The organism is Penaeicola halotolerans, assembly GCF_016464625.1.
Lineage (GTDB): Bacteria > Bacteroidota > Bacteroidia > Cytophagales > Cyclobacteriaceae > Penaeicola > Penaeicola halotolerans.
The window spans coordinates 583,804-596,913 of sequence record NZ_JAEAGO010000003.1 but is presented as its reverse complement, the minus strand read 5'-3'; the positions used below and the strand labels follow the sequence as shown (position 1 = coordinate 596,913).

Below are 13,110 nucleotides of genomic sequence, written 5' to 3'. Positions count from 1 at the left end.
AAGCAGGCTATTTACTAAGGTCTGCTTCTTCATTTAGATCAAGATAGATGCCTTTGATGAGCATCCACTGGCCTGCGGCATTGAGGAAGATAAAGACAGGTTCTCCCACTTCTACCATATTTGCAAAAAAGTCTGAGCAAATAATCAGAAAGTTGAGAATCAGAGCAAAAGTACCCCCAAAAGCATAGTAGAAACTCTGCTTACTGACTAGCTTATATCGGAGAGCTGACATGATCAACAAAAACACAAGGGATAGTGCATAGATCATCACGGGTAAGAAGAAGTCTTTGAAAGTATAGGATACGTATAAGACAAAAGCGACTGACGGGATGGCTATCGGTATGATGAATTTCAAGCTTTTTTTAATTTGACTTGGATGAAGCTGATGATTTTCAGCCAGTCGCTTTTTGAAACTCCATGCATAACTCAACTGTGTTACGATATACGCACCTGCACCTAGCAGGAAAAAGAATTCAACCTGCTCCTGAAGTATCAAAAATATCCCACCCAAGCCTGAAAATATCAGGGCTACAATTACCAAAGTACTAGCTTCACTTTCCCAAGTTCTCAGCTTGGAGATAAAGTAGCCACCTAGTGCAATTGCGATGATAGGCTTGCTGACAAGGTGTAGCCAATAGCTTTCCCCGATATAGCTAACAATAGCTATGATTAGTGAGGAAAGAAATAACATATACCAAGCAGTAGATTTTTGAACCATAGAGTTTATTTAGGTGTAAATGCTCTGCAATTTACGGATTGAACTTTATCGATAAAATACCACAAAATGGTGATTTTTCGACCTTTCTTAAAAAAAATCTCATTTATTTCAACTAAGCTTTTAAGTAGATTTACTAGATTTTTGATGGAAGTATTTCAAATCCTTATGAAACCAAGTATTTTTGAATAGTTTGATTATCGCTTTTGGTTTAATAAATTACAATAAATTAATTTATTGTATAATAAAAATTAGTTAAAGAGTTGGTCTTTAACTTGTAATATTCTAAGAATTGACTTTTGTGGTCTGTTTTTTGTTCTTTGCGATTAAAACCATGTAAAGAAAGGCGATAAAGGAGATGATGGCACCCAGCCAAAAAGTGTGCTTGAAGTTTTCAGATTGATTGGCATAAATCCAGCCAGCGAAAATAGCCCCGAGACCTATTCCTGCCTCTAGTGCGATATACATAGTGGCTAGAGCTCTACCTCTTCTCTGATCATGACTTAGATCGATCGTCCACGCTGTGATCGTAGGGCTGTTCATACCGACAGCCACACCAAAGAGTACAGCCGCTAAGAGAAAGCTAAATTTATCGGAGGCAATGCCTATGAGGATCATAGCTATCGATAGACAAAAAGTGCTTACTCTCAGTACCTGAATCCTGCCATATTTATCAGAAGTCTTACCTGCAATGATGCGAATAGCCAGTGAAGAAATGGTGAAAACACTAAAGAATAAACCTTTATTTTGAATTCCCAAGAAGGTACTGTAGTCAGGGATGATCGTCAGGACAATACCAAATGAAAATACTGTCAACAGTAGAATAAAAGAGGGGGCTAGTACTCTTGGTTCCAGGATTTCATCTTTTTTGATGTGGAGGTGTTGCCAAGAAAAGGACGTTCTTTCTTCCAATGTCTCTTTAAGCTTCCAAAGGATACCCATCGCTAAAAAAGCAATCAAAGATGATGTATAAAACATCGGATAAAGTCCCCAAATACTAGCAATATAGCCACCAAGTGCAGGGCCTGAAGCCATGCCTAAACTGCCAAAGAGACTCTGTATGCCCATTGCTTCTCCTCTGCGAGAGAGTGGGATGATGTCTGCTACATAGGCAGAGATACCTGTTGGGGTGAAGCCAGTAGAAAAGCCATGAAAAAACCGAAGTAGTAAAAAGCCTGCTACAGTCGTGATGATCGGGTAGATCAAACTCATCACTAGACATACCAAAGCCCCAAAGATCATTACTGGTACACGTCCCACCTTATCCGCTAGCTTACCACTAAAAGGCCTACTCAGTCCTGCTGTCAAAGTGAAAAGTGCAATGATGAGTCCTTTATAATCTTCCCCACCAAGCTTGGTCAGATAGTTTGGCAGTTCAGGGATGATCATGTTGAAGCTAGCAAAGAAAAAAAAGGAGCCCAAGCAGAGCAACATGAAGTCAAGTGTGTAAATCGATTGTTTTTTGGTCATCGAATGAAAAAAGGGAGTTTTGATACTCCCTTACTGATTTTAGTCTTCTGTTTCTTCATCTTGCATGAGGTAGGCTTTGATAAACTCATTGAGTCCGCCACCATCAAGTACATGCTGTACATCTGAGGTTTCATGTCCTGTACGCGCATCTTTGATGAGCTTGTATGGATGTAAGACATAGTTTCTGATCTGAGACCCGAAGTCTATCTTCATCTTGCCGCTTTCTACCTTGGCACGCTCTGCATTACGCTTTTCCATCTCTAGTTGGTAGAGTCTAGATTTAAGCATCTGCATGGCTTTTTCCTTATTGGCCAACTGAGAGCGTTCTATCTGGCAGACCACTACAATTCCTGTTGGCTTATGCGTTAGCTGTACTTTGGTTTCTACTTTGTTGACGTTTTGTCCACCAGCACCACCAGAGCGAGAGGTATGAAACTCGATGTCTGCAGGGCTGATTTCTATATTGATCGTATCATCTACCACAGGATACACATAGACTGAGGCAAAGCTCGTGTGTCTTCTCCCACCACTGTCAAATGGAGAGATTCGGACCAATCGGTGTACGCCAATTTCAGCTTTCAAAAAACCATAAGCCATAGGTCCTTCAAACTCTAGCGTACAGGATTTGATACCTGCTACCTCGCCTTCTAGAAGATCTACTTCACGAACTTTGTAGCCGTTTTTTTCACCCCACATGATGTACATTCTCATCAGGATAGAGGCCCAGTCGTTACTTTCTGTACCTCCTGCTCCAGGGTTGATTTCCAGCATAGCATTGAGCTGATCCTCTTCTGTGCTGAGCATCTTTTTGAGTTCGAGATCTTCTAGTGCAGTGATCGCAGCTTGGTACTGCTTGTCCACTTCCTCCATCTCTACCTCATCTGCTTCGTAAAATTCGTAGAGTACTTCTAAGTCCTGAGTCTTGGTCTCGATGTCCTCATAGGCATCGGTCCAGACTTTCTTGGTTTGTATTTGTTTGAGTATTTTTTCGGCTTCTTTGGAGTCATTCCAAAAGTCCGCCTGTGTGGTGATAGCTTCTTCGTCTGCTATTTCGACTTTCTTCTTGTCGTAGTCAAAGATACCTCCTCAAGGCCGTGATACGCGCCTTCAAATCCTTTAGCTGTTCGCTAGTCATGATTCTGTCTAATTGTTTTGAAACGCAAATGTCGCGTTATTTTCAGTGATTTCCGAATTTAATCCTCACCAAAAATGAGAATGTTGACCCTAGCTCTAGGATGATCTGTGCGGAAATATTTGTAGCGGAGTTTACTCATAATGTAGGCACTACCAAGTAGCGATCCTGAGATGATCAGGGCATTTCGATCGACATCAAAGTCATTATTGAGCATATCTAAGGCGATGTATCCTAGGCCTGCTGCACCCAGTACTGTTGTGAGATTTCGCAAGGTGTAGTTACGCGTGTCTTTGCTTCTGATATCTACGATTTCTATCTGATCAGGTGAGATGATATTTTCCCTCAAAACTATCAGATCAGGCTTGAGATCCACAATAACATCCGTCATAAAGTAGTCTAGGCCTTTTTGCTGATAAGTGATAGACTGACCTATATAGTATCTGAAGACATTTTTGTCTTTGACTCCTTTGCGGAATTGAAGATACTTGAAGCTTTGACCGTGACTTGCAAAAGCCACTAAAAAAATAAGGAGAAATGCTAAAAGTGCAGCGGATGTCTTTTTCATATAAACTAGAAACGACCCTAAAATACTAATATTTCATGCAAAAAGTGAATAAATGATTAGTCTCTTCAGGTTTAGGGATAAAAAAACTCCCCGAAGGGAGTTTCGATTAGATAGTTTTGATCCAATCAAATTTATCGGGGATTTGCCCTGTTTTGATTTGATCGAGTGTTTTATAGACTTGCTTAGAGAAGTAGCTATCCGTAGGAGTCGGAAGTGTGTAGTCCTTATCTCTTAGATTGATCAATTCGATATTGGCGATAGTCGCAGCTGTACCTGTTCCAAACGCTTCTTTGAGCGTACCATTCTCTAGTGCTTGATAAAGTTCTTCTACTGTGAGAGATCTTTCTTCTACTTTCAACCCTTTATCTCTTGCCAGTGTGAGCACGCTATCTCTAGTGATTCCTTTGAGGATAGTGCCTGTGTCAGTTGGAGCGGTGATGAGGGTGTCATTGATGATAAACATGACGTTCATCGTGCCAGATTCTTCGATCTTGCTGTGAGAAAGTCCATCTGTCCAAATGAGTTGATCATACCCCATGTTTTGCGCTTGTCTAGCAGGATAAAGTGCCGCACCATAGTTTCCAGCAGCTTTGGCATAGCCAGTACCTCCCGCAAATGCTCTCGTGAATTTGGTTTCCACTTTGACTCTTACAGGTTTTGCATAATATTTACTCACAGGGCAAGTAAAAATGATGAACTTGTAGGTGTCCGAAGGTCGTATACCTACATATTCATCCGTAGCAAACATGAAAGGTCTGATATAGAGCGAATAGCCAGGTTGATTTGGAATCCAGTTTTTATCCAGTTTGATCAATTCCTCTAGTCCATGCATGAAGATTTCTTCTGGGATTTCTGGCATACACATTCTTTTAGCTGATTCATTCATCCTTGCCCAGTTGGCTTCAGGACGAAAGATCAAGGCGTTACCATTTTGGTCTTTGTAAGCTTTGAGTCCTTCAAATATCGACTGTGCATAATGCAGTGTAGCATTTGCAGGACTGATGGCTAGTTTTTGATAAGGTACTATCCTAGGAGAGGTCCATTCGCCATCTTTGTAGTCAGCTACAAACATGTGGTCAGAAAATACACGACCAAAAGTAAGGTTATCAAAATCAGTTTGAGTGATTTTTGACTCACTTATCTTTTCAATGGAGATATTAGAGATATCAAACATGGGTTTATTTTACGATTTGTTTCTACTGTTCCAGATGACTTCATCTACTCCTAGTTCTAGCGCCATCTTGCGGCCTAGGATAAAGAAGTAATCCGATAATCTATTCAAATACTTACCAATGACCTCACTCACAAATTCATTTTGCGCGAGTTTGATCACATTGCGTTCTGCTCTACGGCATACCGTTCTCGCTAAGTGTGCAAAAGACACACTTTCATGACCACCTGGCAGTATGAAGTTTTTCAAAGCTGGCAGGCCAACTTCCATCTCATCCATCGCAGCTTCCAAGAGTTGGATGTCAGCTTCTGTGATATCAGGATGTTTGATATTGGCCTTATCAGGATCAGCTGCTAGTGCAGATCCTATCGTGAAGAGTCTATCTTGTATTTGCTTTAGAAAGTCAGCTCTTTCTGCATTGACTTTTTGATCTTTGAGCAAACCTACGAAGGCATTGAGCTCGTCAATCGTGCCGTAGGCGTCTATTCTTTCGTGTGACTTCAAAACTCGAGTGCCTCCCAGTAGGGAAGTAGTGCCTGCATCACCAGTTTTGGTATATATCTTCATAATTTACTAAATCAAATCTTATGTTTAAAAGAATAAAATTCTCCTAAACAACCCTTAAAATTAAAAAAGAAAAATTTAATTTCAAAAACTGAGCGATGGAAAAGTCTCAGCACGAGCTGATGATTTGATAAAAATAGCGAAAACAATTATAAAGAAACAACTCTGACATGATGCCAGAGTTGTGGTTGTTTATACTGCTTGAAATGGATTGACTACTGTCGGATTTTCATTGATAGTATCTGTCTCGACTAGTCCATCTCTTAGTCTCACGATTCTATGAGAATAGTGAGCGATGTCATCTTCGTGTGTTACCATGATGATGGTGTTGCCCTGCTGATGCAGCTCATGGAAAAGGCCCATGATATCATAGGACGTCTTAGTATCTAGATTACCTGTTGGCTCATCGGCTAGGATAATACTTGGATTGTTGACCAAGGCTCTAGCGATCGCTACTCTTTGTCTCTGACCACCTGAGAGTTCATTTGGTTTGTGCCCCACTCTGTCTCCGAGCCCTACGCTTTCTAATGCTGCTCGCGCTTTTTCATCACGCTCTTCTTTGCCATAGCCAGCATAGATGAGTGGTAGTGCCACATTTTCAAGGCAGGTAGCTCTAGGAAGGAGGTTAAATGTCTGGAAGACGAATCCAATTTCTCTATTTCTAATTTCAGCGAGCTCATTTTCAGTCATGTCGCTGACATCTTTACTATTCAAAATATAGCGACCACCACTAGGGGTGTCTAAACATCCTATGATATTCATCAAGGTAGATTTACCAGATCCAGAAGGCCCCATGAAGGCTACATACTCCCCTCTGTTGATTTTGATCGACACTGATTTGAGGGCACGTACTTCCTCATTTCCCATTCTGTAGACCTTTGAGATGTCATTGGTCTCTATTACTAGTTTACTCATAATGTGGTTTTTTAAAGCTTAAAAAGCGAAATGATTGATTAAATTAAAAGATAAAAATCGATGTATAAAAGTAAGCTAAATATCTATTATATAAAAGGAAGATAGTGCTTACTGAAGGTATTTACGCAAAGCTGCTCAGATAGTTATTGCAGCTGCCTCAACTTCTCCCTTGCAGTGTCTGCATAGCTTCCCAAGTTGAGCTTTTCTGCCAGCATAATGTAGGCTATCAAGAGTTTAGGACTTTGACTGTTGATAAATGTACCATCTAGTAGTGCATCATAGGCCGTATATTCAAGGCCATCATTTTCAGCCAAAATATTGCATATTTGGATAGTCTCATCCACCATGAAGGGTTGCTGTCTGCTAAGTTGAGCCAGTGTAGCTAAGCTCTTAGATTTGTCTCCTAGTTCATACCCCCACACGGCCTCAAGGAAGGCGTACAAATATTTTTCTTGTTGATTAACAGGCTTTATCTGTTGGAGTTGCTGTAAGGACTCTTTTGTATTACCTGACTTCTCCTCTGACTGTCTGAGCGACATGATCTTTAAAAGTGAGTTTTGCTGTCCTTGAGTGACACGTGCTAGGTAGTCTAGCATGAGTTGTCGCTGTTCTGTCCCGAAGTCTTCCCACTTGTAGTATAGCCAATCAGCTACAAGTGTCACTCTTAGTGTTTCGTTTTGGAGCTGATTGAAAGTCAAAAATGCGCTTAAGCCATTTTTCTGTGCAAAGTCAGCATATTGATCATAAAAGACTAGGCTATCAGAAGCTACTGATTCACCCAGCGTATAGTTTTTCAGCCAGTTGGGTACAGGTTGCCCTTCTCGATTGAGGGCTGCGATTTGGTCATAGATAGGGAGTACTTTTCCCGCATTGAAATAAGCCAAAGCCTTTTTTAGGTTTGCTTTTGGCTTGCCTAGGCTATCTGCTCTCAAGTAATAGTCCGCTGCTAACTTAGACTCATTTTGCTTGAGGTAAAGGTCTCCTAGTATCTCTAAGAAATAGGCTTGACTTTCTGATTTGTCAGGATAGATTTCTGTGATTTTTTTGATAGCTCCAGTGATGTCTCCTTGCGCATTACCATGAAGTGCTTGGAGGTATTTGAGATTAGTTCTAAACTGAATATTGTCATCATTGGCTACTAGACTATCAAGCTTAAGCTGGCTAAACTCATCCGCTTGATAGAGTTTGTTTAGTGCATAATTATTGATCAGGCTGAAGCTCCCAAAGTCTAGGGATTTGTCTACCGGTATTTGGATTGGCTGTTGGTTGAGCTTACCAAACTTATTGTCCAATGCGAGTAGATTGATGGCATGATTGGCCTGATTAGGGTCATATAGGTCATTGATATCAGGATATTCAGCTGTCTCAGGCAGCGACTTTGCTAAGAGCGCCATTAGGTTAGCCGCTATGACTTCAGACTGTGTTTTTCTCGCATAAGCCTGATCGATAGTGAGCAAAGCAGCTTGATTTTCCTCCAGTCGACTCATAAGCAATGCCTTATTATTCAATAGGCGAACATCCGTAGGGAAGTACTTTAACCCTTCTTCTATGACCATAGAGGCTTCCAAGTACTGATCAAGCGATCGATGAACCTCCGCTAGTGCAAGAAAACTATGAGGAAACTGACCTGTGGTCCCAGCATCTCCAAACCACTCTTTGGCTTGACTGATGCTATTGTCACTGATCGCGAGGTGTCCAAGTGTATAGTTAGCTTTGAAGCTCTGATAGCCTACACGCTTAGCTGCTTGGTAGTATTCTTTGGCGTATGTTTTATTACCTATTGATAGGAAATAGTCACCCATCATATTGTAAGTACCTGCTTTGAACTCATTGACGACAGGCGCATTAGCAAAGAGGAGGATAGCTAGTGTAAAGATCAAGCTACCCATGCGCATGTGGAAATACTTTAACTTAAAAGGCTTGTAAACAGCTCTTTCAACTGGGGCATTTTGCTTAAGTACTTCTACGAAATTGGCAATCAGATAAAGCAAAAAGAAGGTACCAAACGGAATGTGGGTGTACAAGACCACATTTTCCAGATAGTCAAGTAAAGGATCGTTTTTGGTAAAAACCCCCAAACACCAGATAAGCACACTAGCTAGGATAAGTGCCAAATAAAGTACACTCAGCCCGATTCTATTGCCTATAGTAAACTCACTCTGAATGAATCGATATTGTATGCCCCAAAAGCCGATCAATGCAGAAAGGAAGAAAATATAAACAGGTTCTACAAGCCAAATTCCTAAGTCAAAAGCACCTATTTGTCTGAGAAAAAAGAAGACTAGATTGCCTAAATAGATCAAGCTTAGGATGATCAAATGCACATTGACATTGAGTGTGCCTGAGCTATTTGTCTTCCTAATTAAAAGTAAAATTCCTAAGATCGGCTGATAGGCAATGATCGCTGTAAAAAAAGTAGCTGCAATCATCAAGATAGGAGTACTCTCTAGCGCTAATAAACTGCCAATCGCTGATGCTTCTCCTAAAAGTGCTACGACAAGCCAAAAGACTGAAATGCCTAGAAAAACTAATAAGCGTTTTCCAAAACTGGTCGCTGTAGCAATGGCATGAAAATAATACGCTGGCCCTACGAAGCTCAAGACTACAAATAAAATAGGCAAACTCCCCGATATACCAAAAAGGGTAAATTGCTCTATACCGAGGTAGTTGAGTCCCAGAATCAGAATCGTCACACTTGGGTAAAAAATCCACTTGCTTAGGAGCGAACTGCCTGCAAATGAGATAGCAAAGAAGGTCAATATGCCTAAGCTAAAAATACTTAATACCCATGTAGGGTAGTCAAGTGGAGAGGCATTGAAATATTGAAGGAGCAAATAGCTGTCTGCTTGAATACCGAACTGATGTACACCATATCTAAAGACATCAGCTATGACAGGTAGCGCTTCATATTCTCTAAGTATAGTTGTGGTGAGATAGTTTTCGGGAAAAAGCTGATGAATGATAAAAAATATAATACCTATCGCTACAATGCTGCCAATGGCGCTTATTAAGTATCGCAGAGAGGCAGTCCAGTTTTTCCAAAAAACAAATCCTTCTTGCATCCTATTCTAGCACTTTAGGTACTCTAAAATAGTCTGAGTCCTTTTGAGGAGCATTTTTGAGGCCTTTGTCATGTGGTAGTGGAGGCTTCACTTCATCAGCTCTGAGGACATTAACTTCCGAACTCATGGTAGTGAGTGGCTCAATACCTTCTGTATCTAATTCATCTAATTTCTCCACCCAGTCGAGGATTTGAGTCATGCTGTCGATCATCTTCTGCTCGCCTTGTGCATCAAACTCTAACCTAGATAAGTGGGCAATTTTCTGGATAGTATTTTTATCGATTTTCATAGACTTTGACATTTAGTGCCTTATTGAGGCTATTTTGGATGACTTCATAGGCTTGCTCTTTGAGTTGGTCTATGTCATCCAATGTTTTGCCTACTACAGCGATCGGTTCGTGAAAGATCACTGCGGCTTTGTGATGATATAGGAGTAACCTCTCATCATCTGGCAAAATTATATGATTGTAGGGAATTGTGATAGGAATGATCGGAATTTGTTTCTCCACAGCTATGCGAAAAGCGCCATCTTTGAATCTAGCCATATGTGGAGGATTTTTAGTGACAATGCCTCCCTCTGGGAAGATGATCAAGCTACTGCCCAGATCTAAAGCATCTTTAGCACGCATGATCGTTTCGTAGCGACTACGGATACTCCCTCTGTCCACGTCTATGTGTAGTTTTCTAAACATATAGCCAAAAAGAGGGATTTTGCCCAATGAACTTTTGCCCACAAAGATCGCATCTCTAGGGATATAGCCCATCACTGCGATGTCTAGGTAGGAGAAATGATTCGCTACAAAGAGGTACTGTTGCCCTTTTTTGAGGTGATGTTTGCCATGGACATTTACCCTGATGGCTAGTAAGAAAAAGTATGCATGCGCCCAATAGTAGTTGAGTTTGCGTCCATAAGATCTCCAGCTTGGGATTTGTATACAAATGAAGAATGCCGGAAATAGTAGCAAGAAGAGCAAGCAGAATACTACAAATGCATAAATGCTGTACAGTCGATTTAGAAATAGCATTTGCTTTTTCATTGGTTGATCATGTGGTTGGCTACCTGTACGAAGTACTGCTGCATGGGTTGTTTAGCTTCTTCTGGGAGTTTGACTTCTTCCATAGCTGCGAGCATGTTGTTAAGCCAGTGCTGCCGCGCTCGGTCATCTATAGGCCACTCGAAGTGCCTCATACGGAGTCTAGGATGTCCGCGATGTTCTGAGTAGGTACGAGGCCCACCAAAAACTTGCCAAAGAAACCATCTCAATCGCTCCTCTGCGGGCGCCAGATCTGCGGGATACATCGGTCTCAACACCTCATCCTTAGCGACTCTTCGATAAAATGCAGCAGTGAGTTCCTCTAGTTTTGAGGCGCCCACGATGTCATAGATAGTATTGAGTTGATCCATTTGGCAAATCTAGGAGAATTTGTTTGAAAAATTAAAGGGATAACTCAGTGACATTTTGGTGAAGCTTCTTCTGAATTTTTTGAGTGACTGTTAAAATACTTCCTTAAAATGGTATATTGGATTGATATATTGAATGTTATGATTTTTAGCCATGAGAAATGAACTCTATAAATTGAAGAAGGGAAATGAGAGAATCACCTATAGAGGAGCTAATGCTTCTAGGGTGGATAATCTGACAGATGCAGTATTTGGCATAGCGATCACGCTGCTGATTTTTAACCTGACCAATCCTAATTCCTTTGCGGATTTGCTGACTTTCACCAAGACTTTACCAGCGTTTCTGATCAGTATTTTCTTTATCATCTTGATCTGGCGTGAGCATCTAGATTTTTCGAAGATGTACACCTTAGAGGATTCTGGACTTAGTATACTTAACACGGTATTTATCGCTTTGGTGATCTTCTATGTTTATCCTTTACGTTTTCTGACGCTCTTTTTGACTAATAATTTTTTCAACACGGACATCGCAGTCAGTATTAGGGGAGATCAAGTACCGTATTTGATGGTTTACTATGGTTTCGTGGCTTTTGCACTGTATTTCGTGCTATATCTTTTTTATGTGAGGGCTTATCGTATCAAGGATAAGCTGGATCTCAGTGACTTTGAACTCAAACACACAGCATTTCAAAAAACGCGTCTGATGATCATGTTTGCCGTGCCACTGCTATCGATCGCACTGACACTCATCGTAAATAATTATTCATTTATATGGGCTTCCGTAGTAGGAGGACTCAGTTATCTTATCTATACACCGCTAATGTTTTGGTGGTCTTCAAGGTATGATCGGATGGTGAAGGAGTGAGTGATAAGGAATTTGATGTAATCAAACATTCATTAATTTGCAGAATAGTTTTCTATTCAATCCCCTCCCCATGAAGCCACCTAAGCGGATCCTTCCGATCATTGTTTTTGCGCAGTTTTGCTGCACTTCGCTATGGTTTGCAGTCAATGGCGTCATGGCTGAGCTCATTCAGAGTTTTGACCTAGAAGCTTCAGACTTAGGACATATCACATCCGCAGTGCAAATAGGCTTCATAGTGGGTACTTTGATTTTTAGCATTTTGACGATCTCAGATCGATACTCACCTTCTAAGGTATTTCTCATCTGTGCAGTCTTGGGCGCGCTATTTAATCTAGCGGTGATCTGGGAAGGCAATTCCTTCATGAGTCTTTTAGGGCTTCGTTTTCTCACAGGTTTTTGTCTAGCTGGAATCTATCCTGTGGGGATGAAAATTGCCTCTGACTACTTTGATAAGGGACTGGGTCAGTCACTTGGATTTTTGGTAGGGGCATTGGTGCTTGGAACTGCTTTTCCCCATTTGGCGAGAAACTTCACGCAAGCTTTTGCTTGGGAATATGTGCTTTTGGTCACCTCTTCGCTGGCTTTGATAGGGGGACTTTTGATTTGGAGCTTCGTGCCTGATGGGCCTTTCAGACAGCCTAGCAAGCAGTTTCGTTTACAGGCTTTTTATGGGGTATTTCATCAAGCTAGTTTTAGACGTGCAGCCTTTGGCTACTTTGGACATATGTGGGAGTTATATGCTTTTTGGGCTTTTGTGCCCTTTATTTTACAGACTTATAGTATCTCACATCCGGGAATCATCTGGCAGGTGCCACTTTTGTCTTTTTGGGTCATTGCAGCAGGTGGGCTTGCTTGTGTTTTAGGAGCTTTTATAGCAGTTAGATTGCGTGCAAAAGGCGTTGCAAGAGTGGCATTACTGCTGTCCTGCCTGTGTTGCTTAGTCTCTCCGTTCATGCTTGTACAGGCATCTGAGTTATTTTTTGTAGTATTTTTAGTGTTCTGGGGGATGGTCGTAGTCGCAGATTCTCCTTTGCTTTCTACGCTCGTAGCTCAAAATGCTCAGCCAGAGATCAGAGGTACTTCGCTAACGATTGTTAACTGCATTGGATTTTTCATCACCATATTGAGCATTCAGTTATTGAGTTTTTTACAAACATGGATCGATCCTATCTGGCTATTCCCTGTCCTAGCAATCGGGCCAGTATTTGGTTTGATAGCGCTTTTTCAAAAGGGATAGATCATCAGA

At 41.1% G+C, this 13,110-nt stretch carries 13 protein-coding genes; 2 read left to right on the top strand and 11 right to left on the bottom strand.

Features of this window, described 5'->3' with window-relative positions:
- Positions 1-7 precede the first annotated feature (7 nt).
- From I5349_RS10200 to I5349_RS10150, 11 genes are all read right to left on the bottom strand, one after another.
- Entirely contained in the window at positions 8-718 is a 711-nt protein-coding gene (locus tag I5349_RS10200) for a lysoplasmalogenase family protein (RefSeq protein ID WP_226390658.1), read from the bottom strand.
- Positions 719-1,000: 282 nt separating this feature from the next.
- Complete coding sequence (locus tag I5349_RS10195) at positions 1,001-2,185, bottom strand: MFS transporter (RefSeq protein ID WP_226390657.1); 1,185 nt, start codon at positions 2,183-2,185, stop codon at positions 1,001-1,003.
- A gap of 39 nt (positions 2,186-2,224) precedes the next feature.
- Positions 2,225-3,320, bottom strand: a protein-coding gene (prfB, locus tag I5349_RS10190) for a peptide chain release factor 2 (RefSeq protein WP_226390656.1) whose coding sequence is annotated in 2 segments (ribosomal slippage) — positions 2,225-3,259 and positions 3,261-3,320 — 1,095 coding nt in all. Because the reading frame shifts where the segments join, the coding sequence is not laid out codon by codon here.
- A 58-nt stretch (positions 3,321-3,378) separates the two neighbouring features.
- On the bottom strand, positions 3,379-3,885 hold the full coding sequence (locus I5349_RS10185) for a hypothetical protein (RefSeq protein WP_226390655.1): 507 nt from the start codon (positions 3,883-3,885) through the stop codon (positions 3,379-3,381).
- A gap of 106 nt (positions 3,886-3,991) precedes the next feature.
- Positions 3,992-5,059: a branched-chain amino acid aminotransferase gene (locus tag I5349_RS10180; RefSeq protein WP_226390654.1), complete on the bottom strand. Its 1,068-nt coding sequence runs from the start codon at positions 5,057-5,059 to the stop codon at positions 3,992-3,994.
- Between the two features lie 9 nt (positions 5,060-5,068).
- The gene (locus tag I5349_RS10175; protein WP_226390653.1) at positions 5,069-5,623 is read right to left on the bottom strand and encodes a cob(I)yrinic acid a,c-diamide adenosyltransferase; all 555 of its coding nucleotides are present in this window, start codon (positions 5,621-5,623) and stop codon (positions 5,069-5,071) included.
- A 189-nt stretch (positions 5,624-5,812) separates the two neighbouring features.
- Positions 5,813-6,535: an ABC transporter ATP-binding protein gene (locus tag I5349_RS10170; protein WP_226390652.1), complete on the bottom strand. Its 723-nt coding sequence runs from the start codon at positions 6,533-6,535 to the stop codon at positions 5,813-5,815.
- A 143-nt stretch (positions 6,536-6,678) separates the two neighbouring features.
- Positions 6,679-9,597 carry a hypothetical protein gene (locus I5349_RS10165; protein ID WP_226390651.1) on the bottom strand — a complete coding sequence of 973 codons (2,919 nt, stop codon included), beginning with the start codon at positions 9,595-9,597 and terminating at the stop codon, positions 6,679-6,681.
- A gap of 1 nt (position 9,598) precedes the next feature.
- Entirely contained in the window at positions 9,599-9,886 is a 288-nt protein-coding gene (gatC, locus tag I5349_RS10160; RefSeq protein ID WP_226390650.1) for an Asp-tRNA(Asn)/Glu-tRNA(Gln) amidotransferase subunit GatC, read from the bottom strand.
- The gene (locus I5349_RS10155; RefSeq protein ID WP_226390649.1) at positions 9,873-10,634 is read right to left on the bottom strand and encodes a lysophospholipid acyltransferase family protein; all 762 of its coding nucleotides are present in this window, start codon (positions 10,632-10,634) and stop codon (positions 9,873-9,875) included. Before I5349_RS10155 ends, gatC begins: the two co-directional genes overlap by 14 nt.
- On the bottom strand, positions 10,631-11,002 hold the full coding sequence (locus I5349_RS10150; protein ID WP_226390648.1) for a globin domain-containing protein: 372 nt from the start codon (positions 11,000-11,002) through the stop codon (positions 10,631-10,633). The genes I5349_RS10155 and I5349_RS10150 overlap by 4 nt, the downstream gene beginning before the upstream one ends.
- A 151-nt stretch (positions 11,003-11,153) precedes the next feature.
- Between I5349_RS10150 and I5349_RS10145 the strand changes: the two genes are divergently transcribed.
- A complete protein-coding gene (locus I5349_RS10145) occupies positions 11,154-11,864 on the top strand; it encodes a TMEM175 family protein (protein ID WP_226390647.1) in 711 nt (236 codons plus the stop codon).
- Positions 11,865-11,934: 70 nt separating this feature from the next.
- Positions 11,935-13,101 carry an MFS transporter gene (locus I5349_RS10140; RefSeq protein WP_226390646.1) on the top strand — a complete coding sequence of 389 codons (1,167 nt, stop codon included), beginning with the start codon at positions 11,935-11,937 and terminating at the stop codon, positions 13,099-13,101.
- The last annotated feature ends 9 nt before the right edge of the window (positions 13,102-13,110 follow it).

Excerpts from the sequence above, each read along its gene's own strand:
- I5349_RS10150 (WP_226390648.1), bottom strand. The coding sequence starts at position 11,002 with ATGGATCAACTCAATACTATCTATGACATCGTGGGCGCCTCAAAACTA.
- I5349_RS10180 (WP_226390654.1), bottom strand. The coding sequence starts at position 5,059 with ATGTTTGATATCTCTAATATCTCCATTGAAAAGATAAGTGAGTCAAAA.
- I5349_RS10140 (WP_226390646.1), top strand. The coding sequence starts at position 11,935 with ATGAAGCCACCTAAGCGGATCCTTCCGATCATTGTTTTTGCGCAGTTT.
- I5349_RS10175 (WP_226390653.1), bottom strand. The coding sequence starts at position 5,623 with ATGAAGATATATACCAAAACTGGTGATGCAGGCACTACTTCCCTACTG.
- gatC (WP_226390650.1), bottom strand. The coding sequence starts at position 9,886 with ATGAAAATCGATAAAAATACTATCCAGAAAATTGCCCACTTATCTAGG.
- I5349_RS10165 (WP_226390651.1), bottom strand. The coding sequence starts at position 9,597 with ATGCAAGAAGGATTTGTTTTTTGGAAAAACTGGACTGCCTCTCTGCGA.
- I5349_RS10195 (WP_226390657.1), bottom strand. The coding sequence starts at position 2,185 with ATGACCAAAAAACAATCGATTTACACACTTGACTTCATGTTGCTCTGC.
- I5349_RS10145 (WP_226390647.1), top strand. The coding sequence starts at position 11,154 with ATGAGAAATGAACTCTATAAATTGAAGAAGGGAAATGAGAGAATCACC.
- I5349_RS10155 (WP_226390649.1), bottom strand. The coding sequence starts at position 10,634 with ATGAAAAAGCAAATGCTATTTCTAAATCGACTGTACAGCATTTATGCA.
- I5349_RS10200 (WP_226390658.1), bottom strand. The coding sequence starts at position 718 with ATGGTTCAAAAATCTACTGCTTGGTATATGTTATTTCTTTCCTCACTA.
- I5349_RS10185 (WP_226390655.1), bottom strand. The coding sequence starts at position 3,885 with ATGAAAAAGACATCCGCTGCACTTTTAGCATTTCTCCTTATTTTTTTA.
- I5349_RS10170 (WP_226390652.1), bottom strand. The coding sequence starts at position 6,535 with ATGAGTAAACTAGTAATAGAGACCAATGACATCTCAAAGGTCTACAGA.